This is a genomic window from Pseudomyxococcus flavus, assembly GCF_050038885.1.
In the GTDB taxonomy this organism is placed as follows: Bacteria; Myxococcota; Myxococcia; order Myxococcales; family Myxococcaceae; genus Myxococcus; species Myxococcus flavus.
The window spans coordinates 2,398,013-2,423,725 of sequence record NZ_CP143624.1 but is presented as its reverse complement, the minus strand read 5'-3'; the positions used below and the strand labels follow the sequence as shown (position 1 = coordinate 2,423,725).

The window sequence follows — 25,713 nt, the reverse complement described above, 5'->3', positions numbered from 1 at the left end:
CCTCTTGCGCAGGCCCAGGCGCAGGAATGCGTGATGTTCAGCGAGCTGAACCACTGCGGTATCGGCAAGGCCCGCGTGACGGCCACCGACGCGGGCGTCAAGGTGGAGAGCGAGAGCGGGTCGGGCCAGGATGGCGTGCTCATCCACACGGGCCTGGCGACCAACTGGACGGCGGCCACCTTCAGCCAGAGCGACCGCGCCGAGAACCGGATGCTGTTCTCCTCCGTGTCCGAGGGCTCGGTGACGAGCACGGCCACCATCGACAGCAACGGGCAGGAGAACACGTACGCCGCGCGCTTCACGGGCGCGGGTGAGTCCACCACGTACTCCGCCATGGTCTACCACCAGGGGCGGCTGCAGGCGGCCATCGGTGGCATCCGCAACGGCACCATCGGTGTCTATGAGCCCGGCCCCTACAACCCGGGCCCCGTCACGAACAACCCGCCGAACTGCCGGTCGCGCTATCAGAGCGTCTCGGCCTGTCTGACGCAGTGCAGCCAGATGGGCTACTGGAACTGCAATTACTGCTACATCCCGTGCGCCAGCACCTTCCACGTCACGCCGCGCGCGTCGTGTGAGTGGCGCTTCCAGGTGGCCAGCCCGGTCGTCCGGCTGAGCGACGGACGCGAGGTCGCGGCCGACGAGATTGTCCTGAGCGAGGAGGTCCGTGGGCCCACGAGCTACCCCTACCTCGGCTTCGACGAGATCCACATCCAGAGCACGGCGCGCACGGTCGAAATCGTCAGCGAGAGCGTCGTCCCCGCCGCCACGAAGTAATCCGCCGTCTTCTCACCTGGCTGGAAGCGGGGGCGACCCTGCTTCCAGTCGTTCCCGTCGAGGCGAGCCATGCATCGTCCATCCAAGCGCATGCCTTTGAAGACGCTCTGGTGGTCCCTGTCCGTCCTGCTCGCCGCCAGCCCCGCCCGCTCGGCGCCGCCGGAGTCCGTGGCGGATGCGCCGCCGCCCGCCGCCCCCGCGGGGGTGGACGCCGAGGACGCGGCCCTCTCCGGAGGGAAGACGACGGTCTTCGATGTCACGCCGAATGCCTACGGCCGCGCGCTGGCCAATCTGGACCGTGCGCGCTGGACCTCCATGATTGATGGGAAGGCCGTGTTCATGCGGAACTGGGCCGCCAGGCCAGACGCGGTCGCGGGGCCCTTCTCGAACGCCACGGGCTGTGGCTCCTGTCACTTCAAGGATGGCCGCGGTCGGCCCTTGACGGAGCTGGGCACCGAGGCGCCACTGCTCGTCCGGCTGAGCGTGCCGTCGAAGGGGGCACCCGCGGGGCGCAGTGAGCCCGTCTATGGCGGCCAGCTGCATGACCGGGCCATCCCAGGCGTCGTCGCCGAAGGCGAGGTCCGGGTCACCTATACGGACGTGAAGGGGAAGTACGCGGATGGAGCGCCGTATGTCCTGCGCAAGCCCCGCTACCACCTCGCCAGGCTGGGCTATGGACGGCTCGCGGCGAAGACGATGCTCTCGCCGCGCATCCCCGCGCCGGTGTTCGGGCTCGGCCTGCTGGAGGCGATTCCCGATGAGGCCATCCTGGCCCTGGCGGATGCCGAGGACCGCGACGGTGATGGCATCTCCGGCCGTCCCAACCGCGTCGCCAGCGCGCGTGACGGCCAGGTCCGTCTGGGGCGCTATGGCTGGAAGGCCAACCAGCCCACGCTGGAGCAGCAGGTCGCCAGCGCCTTCTCCGAGGACCTGGGGCTCACGTCCGCGCTCTACCCCGAGCGCAACTGCACGCCGAAGCAGGCCCCCTGCAAGGTTCCGCCCGCCAAGGCGGGCCCCGGCCTCAGTGAGCACCAGCTCGGGCTGACGATGCTCTACCTGCGTTTGATTGCGCCCCCTGCGCGCAGGGACGTCACCGACCCCGCGGTGGTGAAGGGGCAGGCGCTCTTCCAGCAGACGGGCTGCGCCGCGTGTCACCATCCGGAGTTCACCACGGGCACCGTCGAGGACATCCCCGAGCTGTCGAACCAGCGCGTCCGCCCGTACACGGACCTGCTGCTGCACGACATGGGGCCGGAGCTGGCGGACGGACGACCCGACGGCGAGGCCAGCGGCACCGAGTGGAGGACGCCGCCGCTGTGGGGCCTGGGCCTGCTCGAGACGGTGAATCGTCAGGTCCGCATGCTCCACGACGGCCGCGCGCGCAGCTTCGAGGAGGCCATTCTCTGGCACGGTGGCGAAGGCGCCAAGGCACGTGAGCGCTTCAAGGCGTTGAGCAAGACGGAGCGCGAGGCGCTGGTGGCCTTCCTGCGCTCGCTCTGACGCCGAGCGCAGGGGCCGCCGCCCTCACTGGTTGGCCAGGGCGGTGCGGATGCTCTCCAGCAGGAGGTACTTGAGGTCCTCGCTCGTCATCTCCGGCTTCTCGTTCAGCTTCGCGCGGGCGAACTGCCGCCACTCATGCAGCTCGCGCGGCGTGGGCTCGCGCGGCGTGTCCTCGGGTACGCCCCGGTACACCTGGAACACCCAGTCGAAGGCCTCCTTGATGTAGCGGTCGATGTTCTGCTCGGCGGGTGCGCTGGTGCCCGTCACCTCGCCACGAATCGCGTCGGTGATGGCGTACTTGAGCTCCTCCGGGGTGATGTCCGGCTTCTCCGCCTTCTTCTTCGCGGCGAGCTCGCGCCAGCGCCGCAGCTCCGCGGGCGTGGCGTCGCGCTCCTGGCCCTCGTAGCAGAGGGACACCCACTGGACGGCTTCCTGGATGAACCGGTCGATGTTGGCGCCGCCCGTGTTGTCCATGCCCGTCAGCTGCGCGCGCACCGCGTCGCCGATGGCGGACTTGAGCTGCTCCGGCGTCATGTCCGGCTTCTCCGCCAGCTGCTTCTTCGCGAAGTCACGCCAGTGCCTCAGCTCCGACGCGGTGGGCGTACGCTCCTGGCCCTCGTAGCAGAGGGACACCCACTTCACGGCGTCCTCGATGAACTTGTCGATGTTCTCCGGCGTCGCCTTGTCCGTCCCCGTCATCTTCGCCCGGATGGCATCCGTGATGGCGGACTTGAGCTGCTCGGGCGTGAGGTCCGGATTCTCCTTCTGGTGCTTCTTCGCGAAGTCGCGCCAGTGCTGCAGCTCCGAGGCGGTGGGCGCACGCTCCTGGCCCTCGTAGCAGAGGGACACCCACTTCACGGCGTCCTCGATGAACTTGTCGATGTTCTCCGGTGTCGCCTTGTCCGTCCCCGTCATCTGGGCGCGCACCGCGTCGGTGATGGCGTACTTGAGCTGCTCGGGCGTGAGGTCCGGCTTCTCCCGGCGCAGCCGGGCGGCGACGTCGCGCCAGTGGTTCATCTCCGCGGGCGTGGCGTCGCGCTCCCGGCCCTCGTAGCAGAGGGACACCCACTTCACGGCGTCCTGGATGAAGCGGTCCGTGTTCGCCGCCGAATGCGAGTCCAGCCCGTCGCGCTGCAGGCGCAGCTCGTTCGCGATGGCGGAGCGGACCTGCTCGGCGGTGACCTTCGGGTCCTTGGCGCGAAGCTCCTTCGCGAAGCCCAGCCACTTGGAGCGCTCGGGGCCGCTGGGCCAGCGCTCGCCCTCGAAGATGTCCCGGAAGGCCTCGTCGATGCAGCGCGCCAGCCGCTCATCTCTCAGTAGGCCCAGGGAGGAGGGGAGGACCTCCTGCGCGGAGGCCGCCCGCTGCGCGTCGCCCACGGCCGCCGTGGCCCGGGTGGCGAACGTGCTCGCGGCAGACGCCTTCGTCACGCCCGGCGACGGAATCAGGGCGCCGAGCAGGTCCACCCACTGCTGCGTGCTGACCGCCTTCGTGCCCGGGCCCTCCGCCTCCGTCCGGGCCTTGGGTGTGGCGATAGAAGGCAGACGCTCTCCAATCTTCGACATGGATGACCCCCGGGAGATGGAAAACCCAATCTCCAGGTTGTCTTCGATTGGCGCGGACGCGTTTCGTCACCCCTGAGTGCCAAAAAGTGTCATTGCTCCGACACTGCGTCTGGTCTTTGTTCCGTCTCCATGCTTGGTGAGTTCGACTTCATCCGCCGGTTCCTCGCGCACTTCCCGCGAGCCCGCGTGCCCGTGGGGCCGGGAGATGACTGCGCGGTGCTCGCGCCACAGCGCGGGGCGCAGTGCGTCACCACGGACGCGGTGGTGGAGGACGTGCACTTCACCCGCGCCGCGTTCTCACCCGCGGACATTGGCCACAAGGCGCTGGCGGTGAACCTGTCGGACCTGGCGTCCATGGGGGCCACGCCGCGCTGGTTCGTCTGCGCGCTCGCGCTGCCTCGGGACTATCCGCTCCGGGAGCTCACGGGGCTCGCGCGGGGCATGGCCGCGCTGGCCACCGCGCATGGAATCGCGCTGGTGGGTGGCAACTTCACCTCCGCGCGCGAGCTGTCCGTCACCATCACCGCGGCGGGTGAGCTGACGCGCGCGCCCCTCACCCGCGCGGGCGCCCGGCCCGGGGACCTGCTCTACGTGTCCGGCACGCTCGGCGACGCACGCCTGGGGCTCGCGCAGCTTCGCGAGGGCCTCCGCCGAGGCGCCGCCGTGCGCCGCCAGCGCCGCCCCGAGCCGCGCGTGGCGCTGGGCCGGGTGGCCGCGCGCTTCGCCTCCGCGGCGCTGGATGTTTCAGACGGCCTTGCATCGGACCTGGGTCATCTCTGCACCGCCTCGGGTGTGCGGGCGGAGCTGGAGCTGGAGCGGCTGCCGCTGTCGGCGGCGGTGAAGAAGGCGCTGGGGCCCGCGGGCGCGCTCGCGGGCGGCGAGGACTACGAGCTGCTGCTGGCCGTTCCCCCGGCGCGCAGCCGGGCATTCGAGCGCGCGTGCGCTACAGGAGGACACGCCATCACCCGCATCGGCCACTTCACAGAGGGACGTGGGTGGGTGAGCCGGGACAGGACAGGCCGTGTTCTCCCACCACCCGAAGGGTTCGACCACTTCCGGCCGCGGCCGGCGGATTGACCCTGCGGTGCAGCAAGGCTAAACCCGAGGCGCTTCACATCCCCCGAAAGCAACCCGTGCGCCGTCCCCTCCGCGACGACACAGTCCCAGGACACACTCCCCGCCGCGAGCCCCTGCAGCGACTGCTGCGCGCCGTGGACAGCCCTCGCGCGACCCGCGAGGTCTCCCTGCACCGGAAGATTCTCAACGGCTACGTGGTGCTGGGGCTGCTGCTCACGGTGTGGATGTACGCGTCGGACGTCCTCTTCCACCAGCTCAGCCCCGGCCCCGCAGTGTGGAAGGACGTCGTCCGCATCGGCGTCGCCATCTTCATCACCGGGGCGGCCGCGGCGCTGCTGCCGTCGCTGCTGGCGCGCGTCACCCGCGTGAAGGTGCTCAGCCGCTCCGCGTACGAAATCTCGCAGGGTGACCTGTCCAAGCCGGTGGCCGCCGAGGGCGGCAGCACGCGCGACGAGATTGACGAGCTGACGGGCGCCATCACCCGCATGCAGGAGAACCTGCGCGAGCTGGTGGGCAAGATTCAGGAGACGGCCAAGAGCGTGGCCGACACGGCCATCGACCTCCAGCGCTCGGCGGAGAACGTCAACGGCTCCACCGAGGAGGTGGGCTCGTCAATGGAGAAGATTGCCGGCGGCGCCGAGTCGCAGTCGCAGCTGGTGTCGAAGGCGTCGAAGGTCATCACCGAGATGGCCGGCAGCATCCAGCGCACCACGGCCAGCGCCGAGGACGCGGCGCGGACCACGGCGGAGACGAGCAGCGCGGCCGAGGACGGCTCCAAGGCGGCGCGGCTGGCCGGCGAGAAGGTGAAGAAGGTCTTCAACCGCATCGAGTCCGCCAGCCAGCAGGTGTTCGCCTTCGGCGAGAAGACGCAGGAAATCTCCAAGATCGTCGACGCGATTACGCAGGTGGCGCAGCAGACCAACCTGCTCGCGCTCAACGCCACCATCGAGGCGGCGCGCGCGGGTGAGTACGGCCGCGGCTTCGCGGTGGTCGCGGACGAGGTGCGCAAGCTGGCCGAGAGCGCGGGGCGCTCCGCGGAGCAGATCTCCAAGCTGGCGCGTGACATCTCCGGCCAGTCCACCTCCGTCGTGAGCGCCATGAAGGAAGGCATCGCGGAGCTGGCCGAGGGCCGCGAGGACCTGACCAACATCGTGCGCTCCATGGGCGCCATCACCGACACCATCCGCAAGGGCTCGGAGAAGGTGCACCTCATCTCCGAGAGCGCCCGCGAGCAGCTCAAGGGCAGCGAGGAGATGGTGAAGGCCATCGAGGAAATCAAGCTGGTGGCGCGCAACAACGCCGCGTCCACGGAGGCCATCCAGGCCGTCATCCAGGAGCAGACGGCCGCCGTGTCCCGCATGACGTCGCTGGCCAGTGAGCTGACCAACCTCTCCGTCGAGCTGCAGAGCGTCGTGCGCAGCTTCCGCCTGGGTTCATGAGTCACACGCCCGCAGACAATGTCGACCCGAAGCTGAAGGCCGCCGAGGACCACCTGCGCGAGGTGATGCTCGCGCTCCCCGAGGTCACCGAGGAGTTCCCCTGGGGCCACCGCACGGCCAAGGTGAAGGGGAAGATGTTCGTCATCCTCACGCTGGACAACGACGGGCTGGGGGTCACCACCAAGCTCCCCGAGTCCAACGAGGCCGCGCTGACGCTGCCCTTCACCGAGCCCACCGGCTACGGCCTGGGCAAGAGCGGCTGGGTGTCCTCCCGCTTCAAGCCCGGCAGCGAGGTCCCCGTCGCGCTGCTGTCCCAGTGGATTCACGAGAGCTTCCGCGCCGTGGCCCCGCAGAAGGTGCTCAAGGCGATGATGGCGTCGGGGGCGCAGGCGCCGAAGGCGTCCGCCCGTGCTGGGACGCCATCTCGCGCCGTGGTCCCGGAGGCTGGCGCTGAGAAGGCGCCTGGGGTGAAGGCGTCAGCCTCCCGGGCGCAGAAGCCCCCGGCGGCGAAGCGGGTGGGTGGCGCGGAGAAGGCCGGGGCGGCGAAGCGGGGGACCGGCGCCCGGAAGGCCGCGGCGGTGAAGCAAGCAGGTGGCGGACGGAAGCCCGCAGCGGGCAAGTCCACGGCGGCCGGCAAGAAATCCGTGGCGAAGCGAGCCCCGGCGCGCAAAGGTCCCACGGCGCGGGTTGGCGCGAAGGCGTCCATGGCGAAGCGCGGCGCGGCGGGCGCGTCCCGGTCGAAGCGGCGGTGAGCGGGCCGGTCATTCCAGAGCGGATAGAACGTTACTCCTGTGCGGCACGTCATCTTCCGGGTGGAAAAGGAGCGTTACGGGCTGCCGCTCTCGGCGGTGCGGGAGGTCGTCGTGCCCCCCGAGCGCTTCACCCGCGTGCCGCGCGCGCCGCTGGCCATTACAGGCGTAATGAATCTGCGCGGCCGGGTCGTGACGGTGGTAGAGCTGCGGCAGCTCCTGAGTCTTCCCGAAGGTCCTACCCCGCCCGGACGGGTGGTCCTCCTGGACCGTGGGCGGAGGGACCTGGGACTGTTGGTGACGGACGTAGACGGCATCGAAGCGGTGGAGCGGGTGAGCACGGCGCCAGGGAAGATGACGCCGGCCATCCGGGGCGTCGCCAGGCTGGGTGGCCTGGGAGTGACGGTCCTGGACCCAGAAGGGTTGGACGCCGCGGTGGTTGCCTTGTTCACCCATTCCAAGTGAGTAGCCCCCTGGAAAGCGTGGATGCTAGTGTCCGCGCTCCTCAGGCGATTCGGAGGCGGAGTTCTTCACATGGCTAAGCGGGTCCTGGTCGTCGACGATGCCATCTTCATGCGCAACATGATCAAGGACATCTTTGCGTCTGGGGGGTTCGAGGTCGTCGGTGAGGCGGCCAACGGCCTGGAGGCCGTGGAGAAGTACAAGGAGCTCAAGCCCGACCTCACGACGATGGACATCGTCATGCCGTTCAAGAGCGGCATCGAGGCCACGCGGGAAATCATCAAGGCGGACAGCAGCGCGGTGGTCATCATGTGCTCGGCGCTCGGACAGGAGAGCCTGGTGATGGAGGCCATCGAGGCGGGCGCCTCGGACTTCATCGTCAAGCCGTTCCGGGCCGAGGACGTGCTGGCCGTCGTGAAGAAGGTCCTGGGCGAGACCTGAGCGGTGCCGCGCGAGCGCGGGCCGTCCCTCCTTCCTGATTCGAGGCCGGGTCCATGACGATGGACATGTCCCGCTACCTCGGGCTCTTCATCTCCGAGGCGACCGACCACCTGGAGGCGCTCGGGCGTGACCTCGTGGAGCTCGAGCGCGAGGGCTCGTCCAGCGCGGTGGATTCGATGTTCCGCCACGCCCACTCCGTGAAGGGCATGGCGTCGTCCATGGGCTTCGAGCCCATCGCCATCCTGGCGCACCGGGTGGAGGACCTCGTGGACGCCGTCCGTCAGGACCGCGGCCGCCTGGACCGGGACCTGGTGGACCTGTTGCTCACCGCCGCCGACACCATGCTCGCGCAGGTGCGCTCGGTGTCGGAGGGCAAGCCGCCGGACGATGCCTCGGCGCTCCTGAACCAGCTCAGCCAGCGCGTCACGACGATGACGGGCCACGCTCCGGCGGCCACGCGCGTCGCCAAGGTGACGGCGCTGAAGCCGGAGGGCGGCGCGGAGTCGGGCGGTGCGGGCTCGGTGATGCCGGGTGGCGCCGGGCCCGAGGGCGGTGGCTCGGCGAGCGGCTCCGGGGCTGGAGGTTCTGGTGCTGGCCCGGCGGGCTCAGGAGCCAGTGGCTCCGGCTCGACAGGTGGGACTGGCTCCGGGGCTGGAGGTTCGGGCTCCGGCTCGGCAGGTGGGACTGGCTCCGGGGCTGGAGGTTCGGGCTCCGGCTCAACAGGCTCAGGAGCAAGTGGCTCCAGTTCGACGGCTGGAACAGGCTCGGAGGCTGGTGGCTCAGTCTCGGCGGGTGGAACAGGCTCCGGGGCTGGAGGTTCGGGCTCCGGCTCGGCGGGTGGAGCAGGCTCCGGGCCTGTCGGCGCAGGCGATGGTTCAACGGGTGGAACAAGCTCCGGGGCAAGGGGCTCAGACGCTGCTTCGGCGGGCTCAGGAGCAAGTGGTCCGAGTGCCAGTGGCGCTGGAGCAACAGGCTCAGCCTCCGGACCTGTCGCCTCAGGCTCCAGTTCGTCGGGCCGTGCGGGCTCCGGGCCTGTCGGCGCAGGGGCGGAGCATGCAAGTCCTGCTGGCGGGCCAGGCAGCAGCGCCGCAGGTGGCACGGCTGCGACAGGCGGACCTGCGAGCGGCGCCGGAGGCCCCAGCGGTGCGGGCCTGCCGAATCGCCTCGGGAGCAGCAGCGCGGGTGCGACGGGCACAGGTGCCCTGGCGCAATCGGACCGTGCGGGCGCGGCGAATGACGGCGGCGCGGGCGTGCCAGGCACGAGCGCCGTCGCCGAGTCGGGCGACGCCGCATCGGCCTCCAATGCCGTAGGCACGCGCCCCGGAACCGGCGACGCCGGCACGAATCCCGGCCTCACCAGCGGCGCGGCCACGGGCCCTGGACCCAACGGTGTGAGCCATGGCGCGCAGGGAGCCGCTCCCGACGCGGGCGGAAGCCTCACCGTCGCCGGTGCCCCGCAGGCGGGCTCGCAAGCCTCCGTCTCCACGCAGGAGCCCCCCCAGGGCGTGGTGGTGCCGATGCCCGCACGCCGGGCGTCGGACGCACCCGACATGGCGAACGCGCTGAAGGCCGCCGCGAGCGCCCCCATGCCGGAGACGCTGGCCCAGCGCTGGGCGGTGCGCCTTCGCATCGCGCCCACCTGCCAGGTGCCAGGCGTGCGCGCCTTCCTCGTCCACAAGCGCCTCACCAACCTGGGCACGCTGGTGGACCTCCGCCCCGCGCTCGAGGAGCTCAAGGCCGGCCGGATTCCGGACGGCAACATCCAGCTCGAAATCGAGACTCCGGCGGGCGAAGCCGGCATCCACGCGGCGCTGAAGAACGTGGCCGAGGTGGATGTCGTCTCGGTGAAGCCCGCGGTGGCCGCGCCCGTGGTGCCGTCCTCCATGATGCCCGTGCCCGACGGCGGCCGGCCCGTGGCGGACACCGCGTCGCGCACGGTGCGCGTGCGCACGGAGCTGCTCGACTACTTCCTCGACACGGTGGGCGAGCTGATGCTCGCCACGGCCCGCCTGCGAGAGGTGGGCAAGGTGCTGCCGGAGAACACCCGCCCCGCGCTGGAGGAGGGCGTCTACCGGCTGCACACGCTGGTGAAGGACCTGCACGACAAGGTGATGACGGCGCGCATGACGCCGCTGTCCCTCATCACGGACCGGCTGCCCCGCGCGGCGCGGGACATCGCCCGCCGCAAGGAGCGCGAGGTCGACCTGGTCATCACCGGCGCGGAAATCGAGCTGGACCGGGCCATCCTCGAGGAGCTGGCGGACCCGCTGCTCCACCTGCTGCGCAACTGCATCGACCACGGCCTGGAGTCGCCCGAGGAGCGCGTCGCCGCGAAGAAGGGACCGCGGGGCCGGGTGCTGGTGGCGGTGAAGCGCGCGAGAGACCGCGTCATCATCGAGCTTGAGGACGATGGCCGGGGCATGGACCCGGCGAAGCTGAAGAACGCCGCGGTGTCGCGGGGCCTGCTCTCGGCGGAGGCGGCGGCGCGCATGACGGACCGCGAGGCCTTCATGCTGTCGTGCCTTCCGGGCGTGTCCACCGCCAAGGACATCACCGACATCTCCGGCCGCGGCGTGGGCATGGACGCGGTGAAGCGCGTGGTGGAGAACGTCGGCGGCACGCTCGAAATCGACAGCGAGCGCGGCCGGGGCACCCGCTTCACGCTGCGCCTTCCACTGACGGTCGCGGTGGTGCACCTGCTGCTGGTGGAGGTGGGCGAGGAGGTCTTCGGCCTGCCCATCGCCAAGGTGGTGGGCGCCACGGAGGCGGATGGCGAGTCGCTCAGCCGCAGCCGCGAGACGGCCCTGCTGCCCCACGGTAATTCGCTGTTGCCGGTCCACTCGCTGGACGCGCTGGTAGGTGTTCCTGCGCCCCGAAAGCAGGGAACGCGGCCCTTCGTGGTGATGGACGGAGATTCCGGGCGGGTGGCGCTGGCGGTGGACCGGTTGCTGGGGCAGGAGGAAGTGGTACTCAAGCCGCTGTCTCGGCCGCTGGACTTGCTGCCGGGCCTGTCCGGCGTCACCATTCTGGGAAGTGGACGTCCGGTGTTCATCCTGGACGTGCCGAGGTTACTGTCCGCGTGAGCCTGCCCCTGCCCAGCGACGCGCAACTCGACGCTCTGCGCGAGGTGGCCAACATCGGCTGCGGCCATGCGGCCAACGCGCTCTCCCGGTTGATGGGGGGGCGCAAGGTGGACCTCTCGATTCCGCGCGTGCTGCTGACGGGGCCCGCTGGCGCCGCCGAGTTGCTGGGCGGCAACGCGCCGGTGGTGGCCGCGTGGCTGGGCATCCAGGGCGGCTTGCGTGGCACCCTGGTGCTGGTGCTCTCCCAGGAGGACGGCGCCGCACTGGAGGCCCTGCTCCTGGAGGGACAGCCCGCCATTCAAGCCGAGCGCGACAGCGTGGTGGCGGAGACGGCCAACATCGTCGCCAGCGCCTGCCTGTCCGCCATGGGGCGGCTGACGGGCTGGAAGCTGATTCCCACCGTTCCCACGGTGTGGCGCGGCAGCGCGGATGGCGTGGTGGCCGACGCGGTCCGTCAGGTGGAGGGCGACGCCAGTCGCGTGGTGGTGCTGGAGGCTCGCTTCCTCGCGGCCGCGGCGCCGCCGGTGGGCGGTCAGCTCCTGCTGGTGCTGGAGCGGGACAGCATCCGCGACCTGCTGGCGCGGCTGGGCGTGTAGCCCGTTTCGCGATAGACGGGCGCCCATGGATGAGAAGGCGCTGAAGCAGCTGCTGGCGAGCGTGAAGTCGGGCCGGGTGACGGTGGACGACGCGGTGGGCCGCCTGAAGGACCTGCCCTTCGCCGAGCTGGGGTACGCGACGCTCGACACGCACCGCAACCTGCGCTTCGGCTTCCCGGAGGTGGTGCTGGGAGAGCCCAAGACGGCCGAGCAGCTCCTGGGCATCGTCGGAGCGCTGGTGGAGCGCAAGCAGACGGTGCTGGTGACGCGGCTCCAGCAGGAGAAGGCGGAGGCCCTGTTGGCGCGCTTCCCCAAGGGCGAGTACCACCCGGTGGCGCGCATCTTCCATCTCAAGCAGGGCAAGGTGCGCGCGGGCCGCGTGGCCGTGGTGACGGCGGGCACCAGCGACATCCCCGTGGCGGAAGAGGCGGCGATGACGGCCGAGGCCATGGGCGCCGAGGTGCGGCGCGTCTACGACGTGGGCGTGGCGGGCATCCACCGGCTGCTGCGGCGCCGCGAGGAAATCCAGGAGTGCCACGCCGCCGTCGTGGTGGCGGGCATGGAGGGCGCGCTGGCCAGTGCGCTGGGCGGACTGGTGGGCATCCCCGTCGTCGCGGTGCCCACCTCGGTGGGCTACGGCGCCAACTTCAAAGGCGTGTCCGCGCTGCTGGCGATGGTGAACTCGTGCGCCTCCAACGTGGCCACGGTGAACATCGACAACGGGTTTGGCGGCGGCTTCTACGCGGCCCTCATCTCCCGCACGAAGGGACGCAGGTGAGCCGCATGCGACGCATCCTCTACCTGGAGCCGGTGGGCGGCATCGCCGGGGACATGTTCCTGGCCGCGGGGCTGGATTTGGGAGTCCCGCCCGCGGAGCTGGAGCGCGCCCTGTCGGGCCTGCGCGTCCCGGGCTGGAAGCTGGCGGTGAGCCGCGCGGTCCGCCACGCCATCAGCGGCACGCACCTGGACGTCGTGCTGGATGCGCGCGAAGCGCATCCGCACCGCGCCTATGCGGACATCCGGCGCCTCATCGAGGAGGCGGACACGCTGCCGCCGCGCGCGAAGGAGCGGGCGCTGGCGGTGTTCCGCGCCATCGGTGAAGCGGAGGCGAAGGTCCACGGCGTGTCCATCGACGACATCCACTTCCACGAGGTGGGCGCGGTCGACTCCATCGTCGACATCTGCGGCGCGGCGGTGGTGCTGGAGCTGCTGGGCAACCCGGAGGTCCACGCGGCGCCGCCGCCGCTGGGCAGCGGCACCATCCGCGTGGCCCACGGCGCCATGCCCATTCCCGTCCCCGCCACGCTGGAGCTGCTCCGGGACGTGCCCGTGCGCTTCGAGGGCGTGGGCGAGCTGACGACGCCCACGGGCGCGGCGCTGCTCAAGGTGCTGGCGCACATCGGCCACCCGCCCAATTTCATCGTGGAGAAGGTGGGCTACGGCGTGGGCACCAAGGACTTCAGGGACCGGCCCAACGTGCTGCGCGCGTCCCTGGGGCGGCTGGAGCAGGCCGGCACGGATGGGCTCTGGGTGGTGGAGGCCAACCTGGATGACGCCACGCCGCAGCTCCTGGGGCACCTGCTGGAGCGGCTGCTCGCGGTGGGCGCGCTGGACGCGTGGGTGACGCCCACGGTGATGAAGAAGAGCCGGCCGGGGCACCTGCTGGGCGCGCTGGTGGAGGGCGGCACGCGCGAGGCGGTGGTGGACGTGGTGCTGCGCGAGTCCACCACGCTGGGCGTGCGCTACCACCGGGTGGAGCGCCAGGCGCTGGAGCGCGACTGGGTGGACGTGGAGACGCCGTGGGGCAAGGTCCGCGTGAAGCGCGGGCTGCGCCAGGGGGCGGTGCTCAACGCCCACCCGGAGTTCGAGGACTGCCGCCAGGTGGCGGAGGCCGCGGGCATCCCGGTGAAGCAGGTGATGGCCGCGGCGGTCGCGGCGCTCGGCCAGAAGGACTGAGCGCCGCGAGCCGGGCGGGCTCCATCTCCGGCGCCATGGTCGAAGGGCGGAACGTGGACCTTGCCGCCCAGCATCGGCTGGCACGCGAGGTGCGGCTACGCCGGCAGTCGGACCTGGATGCGCGTGCCGCCCGTCTCGGAGCGAACCCGGAGGTCGCCGCCGTGGCGCTCGACGATGCGGCGGCAGACGTCCAGGCCAATGCCCGCGGCGTGAGGCTTCGTGCTGAAGAAGGGCTCGAAGATGCGCGGGAGCAGGTCGCGGGGGATGCCCGGGCCATCGTCCCCGACCTCGACGACGACGTGCGCCGCCTCCTTCCAGGTGCGCAGCCGCATGCGGCCGCCGCGCTCACCCAGCGCCTCCAGCGCATTGAGCATGAGCTGGGTCCACAGCTCGTCGAGCGCGACGCCTTCCGCCTTCAAGCGCGGCAGCCGCGGGTCGTACTCACGCTCCACGGTGAGGCGCTCGTCCTGGAGCCGGTGGCTCAGCACCGAGAGCGCGTGCTCCAGCCCCTCATGCACGTCCACGTCCTCCGGCGGGGCGGGGTCCATGAAGGCATAGGCCTTCACGCCCTCGACGAGCGCGGAGATGCGCGCCGTCCCTCGCTCCACCTCGGCCAGGAGCACGTCACAGCTCACCGCCACCACCAGCCACGCGAGCACGTCGCCCAGCAGCGTGGGGCCCACGCGCGTCGCCACCGACTCCAGCCACGCCACGTCCAGCCCGGAGGCCACCAGCGCGGGCGCCGCCTCCCACGCATCCGCCACACCGCGCGCTTCCAGCCAGGAGCCCAGCGCTTCCTCGCGCTCGGCGCGGGCCAGGGGCTCCAGGGGCGGCGAGCGGCGTCCGCGCTCCGCCGCTTCCCGGGGAAGGGCCAGCAGGACGCTGCGCTGGGGGAGCGACAGGCCGTGCTCGCCCAGGGCCATGGCGCGCGCGGACACCGTGGCCATCAGCTCGCCCAGCCGCGCCGCGCTCCGGCGGGCCGCCGCCGCGGGGCTGCCCAGCTCGGCGCTCAGCTCCGCGGCCATGCGCCCCGTGGGCAGCAGCGCCACCTGCGGGCGGACCTCCTGCGCCTGCTGCTCGGTGCGCTGCGAGGCCAGCTCCATCAACCCCCGGCTGAGCGCGGGGACCAGGCGCAGCAGCTCCCAGAAGGTGGCCGGCTCCAGCCGGAGCAGCCGCACGTCCGTCACCGCGTCGCCGCTGTTGGGGTAGGGCGCGTTCAGGAAGAGGATGAGCTCGCCGAAGAGGTCGCCTGCCTCCAGCGTGAAGGAGGGGACGGGCTCGCCGCCCGCGTGGCGGCTCCACTGCGTGCGGCCCTCCAGGATGATGGAGAGCCCATCCGCGGGAGCACCTTGCTCGGCGATGCGCGTGCCAGCGGGGAAGCGGAGCTGACGGCCGTGGTCCGCCACCCAGCGGAGCTGTTCCGCGGTGAGCCGGGCGAACAGCGGCACCTGGCGCAGTGCTGCGACGATGTCCTCGCTTCCCATACGCCGGGATGCTGCCTGTCCCGGCCCGGGAGTCCACCGGATTCAGCGGGGCCGCGAACTATCGCAGTGGATGCCGTCCCAGGGCCTGGGCGAAGGCGTCGTTCCGCTGCCCGGCCACGCACACGGAAAGCCCCTCCAGCTGGCCGCAGCGCGCACCGGCGCGGAGGAAGGCGCCGACCTGTTGACGCACCACGACGTACACCGTGTCCGCGTCCAGGCCGCCGGGGCGCATGGTGGCGTTGCATTGCTCCGCAATCGACGGCGGCGTCCGGGTGGCGTAGCCGCTGTTGAAGGTGAGGCCCAGCCGGTACGCCAGGTACCCCGCCGCGTTGACCAGCGGCTCGTTGTAGGGGCAGACCCACTGCACCTGCGGTGGGAAGAGGGCCAGGTGCTGGTAGTGGCCCTTCAGCTCCGCCCACTCCGGAGCCTGGAGCCGCCGGAAGCCGTCGGGCCGCCGGCGCAGCTCGCTCTTGTCCTCGCGCACGTCGTAGGCCTGCACGGCGACGGCCAGCGCGAGCACCGCCGTTCCCACCCAGGCCCGCTCGCGCCACTGCCGCAGCCACAGGAGGATGGCGCCGCCCATCAACGCGTAGCACAGCGGCCAGACGAAGCGTCCGGAGGCGCGGAACGCGGACGTCAGCCGCGAGAAGGGCTCGTACAGCCCGCCCAGGTCCACCACCAGCCGGCCCGTCCACGTCACGCGGGACGACAGCGCGTAGGTGGCCAGCAGCAGCACCGCCACCGCGAAGGGGATGCCCCGCCGCCAGGGCAGGCCCCTCAGCGCGCGGAAGCGGAGCGCCGCGCCCACCGTGGACAGCAGCACCAGCAGCAGTGCCCCCGCGCCCAGGTAGCCGAAGCCCTCGGCCTGTCGCCGCGCCACGGGCAGGGACGGCAGCAGGCGCGACCAGTCCACGGGATTGAACAGCGTGGTCAGGTCCGCGGAGAACTGGCCGAAGCCCTCCGCGCCCAGGCTGCTGCCGACGAAGTAGCCGAAGAGGGCGAAGATGAGCACGTCCAGCATGACGATGCCCACCGAGGCCAGCGCGGCGCGGCCCCAGCTGATGACGCGGCCCATGGCCAGCCGCACCGTCAGCGCCATGGCCAGTGGCGCGAGCATGGCCACCAGGTACGGATGCGTGCCCGCGCCCACGGCGTTCAGCGCGGCGGCCCACAGGAGGCTTCGCTTCGCCATGTGCGCATCCGGCGTGTCGCGCAGGTGCAGCCACATCATGGCCACCAGCAGCCAGTGTGAGCACAGCGTCAGGTGTCCCAACCGCGCCGCCATGGGCGGAGCCAGGGCCAGCAGGAGCCCGCCCAGCAACTGGTGCGTGGGGCGGGCCGACACCACGGAGACCAGCTTCGCGCCGAACCAGCCCATGAGGGCGAAACCCAGCGCCAGCCAGAGTCCGTGGTACTGGAAGTCAGCGGGCAGAAGCCCGTTGAAGAGCTTGAACAGCACCGCCAGCAGGGGGTTGCCGTCCGTGAGCGCTACAGACGTCCCATGCGGGAAGAGCTGGTCGGGAGAACGGGTGAGAGGCAGGCTCCACGGGGCGTTGCGGTAGAACAGCCAGCCGAAGGTGGAGGCCGCCCAGTCTTCGCGAACCGCCCAGTCGAGACGTGTGGGCGGAATCGTCTTTCCACCGCCGAGCCACAGGAACCAGGCCAGTCCACCCAGCGCGGCGCCCCAGGGCGCCCACCGGCTCGCGGGGGCAGGGGTGGGCGCGGCGGTGGGGACGGGCGGAGCCGGGGCAACCTCCGGTGAAGCGGAGTCGCTCGACACCGGTGGACTCGGGGTCGTCATGCCGGCCTTTGTAGGACTGTGCTTCCCGCGCGGGCAAGCACCGTCCCACTCGGCCGGCTTGCCGCCAGGCTAGAGCTGGCACGGGGTGCTGCTGTCGTTGTCCCCGATGAAGCGCCCCTCGGGGGGCCCGGTGTAGGTGTTGTCGGCGAGCATCGTGGCCCAGCAGGAGGGGAGCCGGGCGTTGCCCGTGACGAAGAACGCCTGGCGCACCTGCTCCAGGGCATCCAGGTTCATCCGCGTGAGCGCCGGATTGTCCCGGACCTCCAGCGTGCCCAGCGCGTGGAGGGCGCTCAGGGTGCCCAGGCTCGTCAGGGCGCTGTTGCCCGTGACGAACAGGCCGGACATCCACGTCACCTGATTGAAGCCAGTCAGGTCCGTCAGCAGCGGGTTGCCGGTGACGAACAGCGCGCCTCCCAGGCTCTGGAGCCGAGGCAGCTTCGTCACCCCGAGCAGGCTCGCATTCTCCTCGATGACGACATCCCCGTGCACGCGCAGCAGGGTCGGCAGGGGGCCCACGTCCTCCAGTATCGCGTTGTCGACGATGGCGAGGCTCTCCACCTCCTGGAGGGACTCGAAGCGGACCTCCTGGAGTTGGTCATTGCCCGTCACGCTGACACGGCGCTTCACGACCGAGAGGCTCTCCGGGCCGGCGAGTGTCTGGAGCGAGTCATTGTTCGAGATGTCGAGGGAGCCGCCGATGGAGGTCAGCCGCTCCATCCCTTCCAGGGACTGGAGCATGACGTTCTCCGAGAGGGTCACGCTCCGGCCCACGGCGGCGAGGGCCGAAAGGGGGAGCTTCTCCAGCACGGCGTTCTGATGGATGGAGACGTTGCCCAGCACCTCCTGGACATGCGGGAACATGCCCGGGCTCCACCGGACGCCCGTGTTCCACAGCGTCACGTCGAAGAGGGGGACGACGGCGGCCAGGCCGCTCACGGTCGGCAGGCTGGGAAGCCTGTAGAGCGTGAGGCTGTGGACGCGAACCTGGGGGAGCGCCTCTGGCGTCTGGGGGCCGACGTGCAGCGTGCCGAGCCGCTCGTTGTCGATGATGCTCAGCGTCTCACCGACGTAGCGGAGCCCCGGCAGCTCCACCCGGGTCAGCGTCGGGTTCCCATGAATCTGCAGCGGCCCGTCCACGGACACGAGGCCGGGGAGCACGACCTCCGAGATGCCCGTGTTCTCGATGGAGAGCCCGCCACGGATGCTGGAGAGGGTGCGCAGCGCCTCCAGGTCGGCCGCGTCCTCCACCACGTACAGCCCATCATGCGTCGCCGACGGCTGGCACACGTAGGTGGCGGCGCGGACCTCGTCATCGTCGAGCACCGTGTTCAGGTCCTCGTCCACGCCGGCTTCCACCACGGTGCCGCCGGTGGTGCAGTTCGGGCCCTGGGGTTCTGGTCGCTGGCGGAGCCGCGTCACCTCCGCGTCGGCGCAGAGGCGGGTGGTCGCCCGGAGCTCGTCCTCGTCGAGCACGCCGTTCCCGTTGAGGTCCACGCCCGCCTCCACGAGCGCGTTGTCGTACCGGCACACGAAGGGCTGGGTCAGCAGCGGTCGGACACGGGCGACCACGGGCACGGGCTCCTGGCAGCCCTGGACCTCTCGCGTCACCTCGTCGTCGGAGAGGAGGCCATCCCCGTCCAGGTCCGTCCCCGCGAGGGTGAGCTGCCCACCCAGCGGACACTGCGCGCCGGGAGGAATCGCCTGGGTGCGCACCAGCACGCCGGGGGCCGCGGTGGCGCAGACGTATTCGGTCCCCGTGACCTCGTCGTCGTCGAGCACGCCGTTGTCGTTCTGGTCCAGCCCGGAGAGCACGGCCCTGCCTCCGTACTCGCAGTTCGCGCCGGAGGGCTCCGGAGCCACCCGCGTGCGGGCCTCGTGCTGCGGGACGAGCCGGCGCAGGTCGATGCCGTCACACCCGGTGGTCAGGACCAGCGCCAGCATCCATGTCCATCGCATCGGAGGAGACCTTTCGAAGCGTCAATCGCCACAGGGGGCGGTGTCGTCGTTGCCGCGGATGTCGAGCTGCTCGACATCACCGGTGTACACGGAGGCCGCCAGCGCTGTCGCAAGGCACGAGGGCAGCCGGGCGTTGTCCTGGACTTCGAACGCCGCGTCGACCTCACGCAGGGCCTCCAGGTCGAACCGCATGAGGCTCGCGTTGTCCGCCACGCGGAGGGACTTCAGCGTGCTCAAGGCCCGCAGGCCCGCCAGGCTCACCAATGAGCGGTTCCCCTCGACGCTCAGCTCCGTCAGGTGCCGTACCTCGGAGAGGCCGGAGAGCTCGCTCAAGAGCTCGTTGTCGATGATGGCCAGCGACCCGCCAATGGTCCACGGGTTGAGCCCCTCCAGGGACAGCAGCGCCTGGTTCCCCGTGATGCTCACGCTGCCGCCGATATGGAAGAGATTGGAGAAGGGGAGCGCTCGCAGCGCGCCATTCCCGGTGACGGTGAGCGAGCCCCTGAGGTTCGCGACCCCGAGGAGCGGTGACTCCTCCTTCGGGACGAAGTCGAGCACGTCGTTGTCCGTCAGCAGCACGTTCAGCCGGGGGGACACGCTCTGGAGCCCGGAGAGGCCGCGGAGCTGGTCATTGTTGATGACGACGAGGCTCCGCCCGACGAGCAGCTGCTGGTGCTCGGCGCCGCCAGCCGTCAGCGCCGCCAGCGCCGGGTTGCCAGACGCATCGAGGTCCTCCCCCACGAAGCGCAGGCCCGGCAGGGCCACCCGCGTCAGGAGCTGGTTGTTCCAGAGCCGCAGGGTGCCGTCCACGACCGCGAGCCCTGGCAGGCTCAGCTCGGTCAGCGACGTGTCGTCAATCCAGAGCGAGCCCTGGATGCGGGAGATTCGCTGGAGCGCCGCGAGGTCCGAGGCCGTTCGCACGGTGTAGTTGCCATGGAAGGTGTGCAGGGCCTTGCAGACAAAGGCGGTCGCGAAGATCTCGGCGCCATCGAGCACACCATCGCCGCTGGCATCGACACCCACCAGGACCCGGGTGCCTCCTTCCGGGCAGGTTGCGCTGGCGAGCTCGGGGGCATGGAGCACCCGGAGCTGCGCTGGCGGTGCGCAGACGTCCTCCATGGCCCGCACCTCGTCGTCGTCGAGCCGCGCGTTGCCATTCGAATCAGGGCCGGCCTCCACCCAGGTGCGTCCCCAGCTACAGCCCCACGGTGGAGGCGGCGACAACGGAGGCACATGCCGGGTGCGGTGGAGCACGGCCGCGTCGGCCAGCTCCGTGCAGGCATGCACCTCGCGGCTGACCTCGTCGTCCTCCAGGACGCCGTTGGCATTCACGTCCTGGCCCGCGCGCGACACATGGCCGCCGTGCGGGCACGTCTCGCCGGGGGAGACCGCCTGCATGTGCACCAGCACACCGGCCGTGGGCGTGGCGCAGACGTATTCGGTGCTCGTCACCTCGTCGTCATCGAGCACACCGTTGTCGTTCAGGTCCAGGCCCGCGTGGAGCGTCCGGCCACCGTGGGGACAGTACTCGCCGGAAGGCGTGTCGGAGATCCGCGTGCGGGCCTCGTGCTGCGGGACGAGCCGCCGCAGGTCGATGCTGTCACAGCCCGAGGCCAGCACCAGCACCGTCATCCAGGTCCATCGCATGGGGGCGTCTCTTCTCCGCGAGGGGAGCGTCCGTCAGTCGCAGGTGGCCGTCGTGTCGTTGCCGTGAATCTCCGGCGTCCCACTCGAGTTGACCCGTTCCGCGAGCTGCACGGCGAGGCAGTTCGGCAGCCTGGGGTTGTCCACGATGCTGAAGGAGACGCTGACGTTCTCCAGGGCCTCCAGGTTCAGGTGGAGCAGGTTCTCGTTGGAGAGGACATGCAGCTCCTTCACGGCGCGCAGCATGACGAGGCCCGTGAGGTCCGGGAGGGCCGTGTTGCCCTCCACGGTCAGGGTCCCCAGCGTGTGGAGCCGGTCGAAGCCCATCAGCCCGGTGAGCTCCGGGTTGTGGCCGACGTACAGGAAGCCCATGTGCTGAAGCTTGCCGAGTCCCCACGTGCTCTTCAGCTTCGCGTTCTGGTTGAGATAGATGCCGGACGTGACGTGGGCGAGCGCCGGGAATTCCCCCGCGGACTCCAGCTGGGGGTTGCGCGAGAGCTCGAGCTCGCCTACCTGGGCAAGCGCGTCCATGCCCTCGACGGAGGCCAGATGGTCATTGTCTCGCACGCCAAGCGTGCCGCCAATGGCCTCCAGGATCGGCATGCCCGACAGCGTGGTGAGGGCGTCGTTGTCCTCGATGATGAGGTCGCCGACCACCTTCTGCAGCACCGTTCCTTCCAGGCTGCTCAGCGTGGGGTTCTGGATGATGCTCACCGAGCCTCCCACCCAGGCGAGGTGGCGGAAGGGAAGCATCGGGAGCTTCTCGTTGCCCTCGACGGTGATGGACCCCAGGTGCTCGGCGATGTGCGCGAAGTAGCCTACTTCGATGGCGTCGTTGTCCCTCAACGTGAGGTTGTTCCGTGGGAGCACCGCGCTCACACCTTCGAGCGTGGGCAGCAAGGGATTGGAGGCCAGGGTGAACTCTCCCTGGACCCACAGCGGCGTGCGGCCACCAGCGCCCAGCCACAGCGTCGTCAGCGCGGCATTGTCAATCACATGCACCGCGTGCCCCACCGAGCGCAGCGAGGGCAGCTCCACGCGCTGGAGCGAGGTGCCTCGGATTTCGAGCGCGCCCTCGACCTGCATCAGGTCCGGCAGGACGGCCTCCGTGGTGGGGCCGGGCTCGAAATAGAGGTTGCCTCGGATGCGGGAGATTCCCTCCAGCACCACGAGGTCCATGGCGCTCCGGACGTGATGGTTCCCGTCCAGGGTGCGCAGGGGCTGGCACACGAACATGGAGGACGACACCTCTTCGTCCTCGAGCACGTCGTCTCCGTCGGCGTCGGTTCCCACGTCCACCTGGATGCTCGGCGTGGGGCAGGCCAGGCCAGCGGGTGCCGGGGACTGGCGCACCCGGACCTCGGTGGGCGGTACGCAGAGGGTGGCGGTCGCCCGGACCTCCGAGTCGTCCAGCTCGCCATTCCCATTCTGGTCCTGTCCCGCCTCCACGCGGGAGCCGCCGTCATGGCACGGGAACACGAGGGGCTCGTGCGCCCGCACGCGGGTGACGACCTGCTCCGAGCTGGCGCAGCCGTAGACTTCACGGCTGACCTCGCTGTCCTCCAGCGTGTCATTGCCGTTCAGGTCATGCCCCGCCCGGTACACCTTGCCGCCCTCGGTGCAGTTCTCGCCGGGCGGCTCGTCCTGGACGTGGACCAGCACGCCGGGGATGGCGGTGGCGCAGGCGTACGCCGTGGTCACCACCTCGTCATCGTCGAGCACGCCGTTGTCATTGCGGTCCAGGCCCGTGTGCACGGCGTGGCCGCCGTGCGCGCAGTGGGTGCCCGCCGGCTCGGCTTCGAGCCGGGACAGGGGCGGGTGCTGTCTGACGAGCCGCTCCAGGTCGATGCCGTCACAGCCCGTGACGACCACGAGCACCGCCATCCACATGCGTCTCATTCGCGGGCCTCTCTAACGTCGCAGCGCCAGCTCGAAGCCGAAGGCGCGGTCCCAGTGATTGCGGCCATCGAGGGTGACGCGGTCATAGGTGAGCGTGGCGGCCAGCCGCAGCCGCACGCCCACGAGCGTCCCCGTCACGCCCGCGGCCGAGTACGTGGAGAGCACGGTGGGGTCGCCCATGCGTACCTGGCCGCGGCTGATGCCCAGAAAGCCCCAGCCCGCGCCCGCCTCCAGGAACAGCGGCACGCGCAGTGACACCGGGGCCTGCGCGCCCAGGAGCCCGAGCAGCGCGCCCCGGTGGGTGCGGATGCCATCGGTGGCCAGCGGCGTCAGGCCATAGGTGGCGCGGGCGCCGTAGTAGAGCGAGGGGAGCGAGGGCAGGGCCTCACGCCGCCATGTCACCGTGGGGCCGGTGGCGAGGGTGCTCAAGCCCAGCGGGGCCTGTTGTCCCGTCCAGCCGAGGTCCCACCCCGACGCGACCATCGGGCGCCGCAGCCGGAGCTGCGGAAAGGCGCCGCCCACGCTGGGCGGAAACGCCTGGGACAGGCCCACGGGCGCCAGGCCCGAGGTGGCCACGTAGCGCTCGTAGAAGTCCTTGTCGAGCGGCACCGTGAACAGGCCCTTGCGCAGGGCCTCCTCGGCGGGGCCGCGCTCCTGGAGCTCCCGCTCGCCCAGGGCCATGACGCCGGTGGTCAGCTCCGCCAGCGTGACGCGGGCCTCCTGGGTGGGGGTGCGAATCCAATACACATCGCGCTCGGGGAGGCGCAGCAGCACGTACTGCTCCTGGGAGCGTCGCACGTCCGCCAGCCGCCTGCCGTCGGAGTCCTCGACGGAGATGCGCGAGTGCTCGAGCCCCGCGGGCAAGGGAAGGCTGGGGCCGTTCGGCGCGGGGCCCACCAGCGCGCGCCGCGGCTCGCGGGTGGGGGCGAAGGCGTGGAGCGTCAGCCGTGCGGGCAGGCCCTTCACGCCCTGGAGTGACGCGGTGACGAAGGCGCCCAGCTCGCTGTACTCCACCTTCCCGTCGCCGTTGATGTCCGCCGCGCCCATGAGGCCGGAGCGGGCCACGTGACTGAAGACGCCCGCGCGGATGCGGGACCACTCGTGCGTCTCGCCGTCGTCGCTCTCCGCGAACACGGCGCCCACGGTGGGGCGGGTGGCGAGCTGCTCGCGGGCGAGCATGCTGCGCAGCTCGGCCAGCACCGCCGCGTCCGTCTGGCCGCCGCGGCTGCCCACGACGCCCGAGGCGCGGCACGCGTCCACGATGACGTGGACGTAGTCCGCGCCGAGCGGGTCCACCACGTCCGCGTAGAGGCTGGCCTTGTCGAGCCGGCCCCCCGCGAGGGTGAAGTACGCGCGCCCGGCCTCGTCCGTGTTGCCGTGGCCCACGTAAACGAGGAGCACGTCCGTCTGTCGCCCCTGCTCGTGGTCCACCAGGTTGGCCGCGCGCAGGCGGGCCACCTCGCGCTTCACCTCGTCCGGCGTGGGGGCGCGGGCGCCGGCGAGCACGGGGCGCGCACTGGCGCGCGTCGCGTCGTCGGGGTCGACGAGCAGCGTCGTCTCCACGCCCAGGCGTTGCAGCGTCTCCGCCCACAGCACGCCGTCGTCGTCCGCGAAACGCAACGACGGGAGCGACGGGTCGTCGCTCCCGTTGTGGGCGATGACGAGGGCACGCCGAACCACGGTCTCGGCCGAGGCACCACGGGCCAGCAGCAGTGCCGCGGCTCCGAGGAACACTCCCAGCTTGTTCATGGCCCTTCCTCTACCCTCACTGACTGCTTGAGCACCACCGTGCCCTCGGTCTGCTCGCCGCGCAGGGTCGCCAGGGACTCGGCCGGGCTGTCCGCGAAGACGGCAATGACTTCCAGGACGCCCGCCGTCTCCGGCATGGGGACGGTGAGCTCCAGGGGGGCTTCCTTGCCCAGGCTGCCAGACAGGGCGAAGGGACCGGCCGTCACCTCCGCTTTATGGACGCCGCGGACCTGGACCGCGACGTGGGTGAAGGGGGGCTGGCCACCGGCGGCGAAGGCCAGCATGGCGCCAGCGCGGCAGGCGTCTCCCGCGTGCAGCTCGCGCAGGGCCTGGCCGGGCGTGGCGCAGAAGAGCCGCAGGGCGACGCCGGGAGGCGCCGTGCCTTCGCCGCGCGCGACGAACTCACCGGGCGCCTTCGTGGCGGTGGGGACAAGCACCACCGCGAGGAAGACCGCGGCCAGGGCGCCGCCGAGCAGCGCGAGCGAGGGCCAGCGCGAGGGGGCCTGCTCCGGAGCGGCCGCGGCCAGGGCGGCCTCCAGTCCCGCTTGTGACAATGCTTTGAGCTCCACGGAGGAAGGGACGTCCAGGTTCCCGCCTTCGAGGCCGCGGTGGGCCTGGGCCCAGCGCTCATAGCGGGTACCGCAGCGCTGGCAGGCGTGGGCGTGGCGCAGCAGGCGGGCGGCCTGGTGGGAGGACAGGTCCCCCAGCGACCACCGGGTCAGGCTGGCGTCGATGTGTCTCTCGTACCACCTCATGAGGGCATGCTCCCTATTGCGCACAGGGCGAGTGAGGCCAGGAGGACTCCCAGCTCCATCCGCCCGGGCTCGGCCGATGCGTCCAGCCAGCCCGAGGCCTTCAGATGCTCCGTGAACTGCGTCCGCAGCCGCCGCTCGCGCACCCGGACTTCGCCTCGGGTGAGCTGGAGCTGCTCGGCGGTGGACTCCTGCGAAAGTCCTTCCACGAAACGGAGCTGCGCCAGGGCGCGGCCTTCCTCCGTCAGTGTGTCGAGGAAGCGGCGGACCAGGTCGCGCACTTCCGAGCCCAGGGCCTCTTCCTCCGGCGAGCGGCTCTCGGTGGGCAGGTGGGTCAGCTCCGGCGCGTCGTCCATGGGGACGGCTTCGCGGGACACGCGTCCCGACGCGCGCATCAGGTCGATGGCCGTCGAGCGCGCCACCGTGAGGAGGAAGCCGAGGTAGGGCCGTACCCCGTCATAGGCCTGCCGCATGTTCGGCCGGAAGGCCCGGACGAACGTCTCCTGATGCGCGGCGTCCAGATCCAGCGCGGACAGCGCCACCGTCCGCGTCCCCCCTTCCGAGCCCACCGCGAACTTCCGAGAGAGGTAGCGGAGCACCTCGGGCGAATAGGTTCGGTACACCTGCGTGAGGACGGACGTTTCCCCCCGGCGGAAAGCCTCCAAGACGGCCCGGTCGTTCCCTGGCAGCACGGTAGCTCCGTCCCTCGCGAGCCGGCTCGAGCCCAATGCCCGGCCGTCCGTTGTCCCTTCAAAATGGGATACGGAACGTGGTCGCAAAATGGG

Annotated in this window: 20 protein-coding genes; 11 read left to right on the top strand and 9 right to left on the bottom strand. The window is 71.0% G+C overall.

From position 1 onward, the window contains the following. Nucleotides 1-33: 33 nt before the first annotated feature. Both VZL07_RS10210 and VZL07_RS10205 read left to right on the top strand, forming a co-directional pair. Nucleotides 34-777, top strand: a complete 744-nt coding sequence (locus VZL07_RS10210) for a hypothetical protein (RefSeq protein WP_426755299.1) — start codon at nt 34-36, stop codon at nt 775-777. 69 nt (nt 778-846) lie between these two features. Further along, nucleotides 847-2,277, top strand: a complete 1,431-nt coding sequence (locus tag VZL07_RS10205; RefSeq protein WP_426755298.1) for a di-heme oxidoredictase family protein — start codon at nt 847-849, stop codon at nt 2,275-2,277. Nucleotides 2,278-2,301: 24 nt separating this feature from the next. Here VZL07_RS10205 and VZL07_RS10200 read toward each other — a convergent pair whose 3' ends face one another. Beyond that, nucleotides 2,302-3,840, bottom strand: coding sequence for a hypothetical protein (locus tag VZL07_RS10200; RefSeq protein ID WP_426755297.1), 1,539 nt, complete (start codon nt 3,838-3,840; stop codon nt 2,302-2,304). A 129-nt stretch (nt 3,841-3,969) separates the two neighbouring features. On the opposite strand from VZL07_RS10200, the gene thiL reads away from it, so the two are divergent. The 9 genes from thiL to larC all read left to right on the top strand — a co-directional run bounded on the left by thiL (nt 3,970) and on the right by larC (nt 13,643). After that, nucleotides 3,970-4,917, top strand: coding sequence for a thiamine-phosphate kinase (gene thiL / locus VZL07_RS10195; protein ID WP_426755296.1), 948 nt, complete (start codon nt 3,970-3,972; stop codon nt 4,915-4,917). A 56-nt stretch (nt 4,918-4,973) separates the two neighbouring features. Then, nucleotides 4,974-6,356, top strand: coding sequence for a methyl-accepting chemotaxis protein (locus VZL07_RS10190; RefSeq protein WP_426755295.1), 1,383 nt, complete (start codon nt 4,974-4,976; stop codon nt 6,354-6,356). Beyond that, nucleotides 6,353-7,108 (top strand): MmcQ/YjbR family DNA-binding protein, encoded by a 756-nt coding sequence (locus VZL07_RS10185; RefSeq protein ID WP_426755294.1) that lies wholly within the window; start codon nt 6,353-6,355, stop codon nt 7,106-7,108. Before VZL07_RS10190 ends, VZL07_RS10185 begins: the two co-directional genes overlap by 4 nt. A 39-nt stretch (nt 7,109-7,147) precedes the next feature. After that, complete coding sequence (locus tag VZL07_RS10180) at nt 7,148-7,570, top strand: chemotaxis protein CheW (RefSeq protein ID WP_011556619.1); 423 nt, start codon at nt 7,148-7,150, stop codon at nt 7,568-7,570. Between the two features lie 69 nt (nt 7,571-7,639). Next, on the top strand, nt 7,640-8,008 hold the full coding sequence (locus VZL07_RS10175) for a response regulator (protein WP_011556618.1): 369 nt from the start codon (nt 7,640-7,642) through the stop codon (nt 8,006-8,008). 53 nt (nt 8,009-8,061) lie between these two features. Further along, on the top strand, nt 8,062-11,091 hold the full coding sequence (locus tag VZL07_RS10170; protein ID WP_426755293.1) for a chemotaxis protein CheW: 3,030 nt from the start codon (nt 8,062-8,064) through the stop codon (nt 11,089-11,091). Continuing rightward, nucleotides 11,088-11,687 carry a chemotaxis protein CheC gene (locus tag VZL07_RS10165; protein ID WP_426755292.1) on the top strand — a complete coding sequence of 200 codons (600 nt, stop codon included), beginning with the start codon at nt 11,088-11,090 and terminating at the stop codon, nt 11,685-11,687. The genes VZL07_RS10170 and VZL07_RS10165 overlap by 4 nt, the downstream gene beginning before the upstream one ends. Nucleotides 11,688-11,712: 25 nt before the next feature. Continuing rightward, nucleotides 11,713-12,465: a nickel pincer cofactor biosynthesis protein LarB gene (larB, locus tag VZL07_RS10160; protein WP_426755291.1), complete on the top strand. Its 753-nt coding sequence runs from the start codon at nt 11,713-11,715 to the stop codon at nt 12,463-12,465. 5 nt (nt 12,466-12,470) lie between these two features. Beyond that, on the top strand, nt 12,471-13,643 hold the full coding sequence (gene larC / locus VZL07_RS10155; protein WP_426755290.1) for a nickel pincer cofactor biosynthesis protein LarC: 1,173 nt from the start codon (nt 12,471-12,473) through the stop codon (nt 13,641-13,643). Nucleotides 13,644-13,738: 95 nt separating this feature from the next. On the opposite strand, the gene VZL07_RS10150 is transcribed toward larC, so the two are convergent. From VZL07_RS10150 to VZL07_RS10115, 8 genes are all read right to left on the bottom strand, one after another. After that, nucleotides 13,739-15,127 (bottom strand): ATP-binding protein, encoded by a 1,389-nt coding sequence (locus VZL07_RS10150; RefSeq protein WP_426755289.1) that lies wholly within the window; start codon nt 15,125-15,127, stop codon nt 13,739-13,741. A gap of 58 nt (nt 15,128-15,185) precedes the next feature. Continuing rightward, nucleotides 15,186-16,928 carry a DUF6311 domain-containing protein gene (locus VZL07_RS10145; RefSeq protein ID WP_426755288.1) on the bottom strand — a complete coding sequence of 581 codons (1,743 nt, stop codon included), beginning with the start codon at nt 16,926-16,928 and terminating at the stop codon, nt 15,186-15,188. Between the two features lie 69 nt (nt 16,929-16,997). Further along, the gene (locus VZL07_RS10140) at nt 16,998-18,869 is read right to left on the bottom strand and encodes a DUF7151 family protein (RefSeq protein ID WP_426755287.1); all 1,872 of its coding nucleotides are present in this window, start codon (nt 18,867-18,869) and stop codon (nt 16,998-17,000) included. A 36-nt stretch (nt 18,870-18,905) separates the two neighbouring features. Then, on the bottom strand, nt 18,906-20,531 hold the full coding sequence (locus VZL07_RS10135; protein WP_426755286.1) for a DUF7151 family protein: 1,626 nt from the start codon (nt 20,529-20,531) through the stop codon (nt 18,906-18,908). Nucleotides 20,532-20,564: 33 nt separating this feature from the next. Beyond that, nucleotides 20,565-22,427 carry a DUF7151 family protein gene (locus VZL07_RS10130; RefSeq protein WP_426755285.1) on the bottom strand — a complete coding sequence of 621 codons (1,863 nt, stop codon included), beginning with the start codon at nt 22,425-22,427 and terminating at the stop codon, nt 20,565-20,567. Nucleotides 22,428-22,439: 12 nt separating this feature from the next. Then, the gene (locus VZL07_RS10125; RefSeq protein WP_426755284.1) at nt 22,440-24,176 is read right to left on the bottom strand and encodes a caspase family protein; all 1,737 of its coding nucleotides are present in this window, start codon (nt 24,174-24,176) and stop codon (nt 22,440-22,442) included. Beyond that, a complete protein-coding gene (locus VZL07_RS10120; protein WP_426755283.1) occupies nt 24,173-24,931 on the bottom strand; it encodes a hypothetical protein in 759 nt (252 codons plus the stop codon). The genes VZL07_RS10125 and VZL07_RS10120 overlap by 4 nt, the downstream gene beginning before the upstream one ends. Then, nucleotides 24,928-25,620 carry an RNA polymerase sigma factor gene (locus tag VZL07_RS10115; RefSeq protein ID WP_426755282.1) on the bottom strand — a complete coding sequence of 231 codons (693 nt, stop codon included), beginning with the start codon at nt 25,618-25,620 and terminating at the stop codon, nt 24,928-24,930. The genes VZL07_RS10120 and VZL07_RS10115 overlap by 4 nt, the downstream gene beginning before the upstream one ends. Nucleotides 25,621-25,713 lie beyond the last annotated feature (93 nt).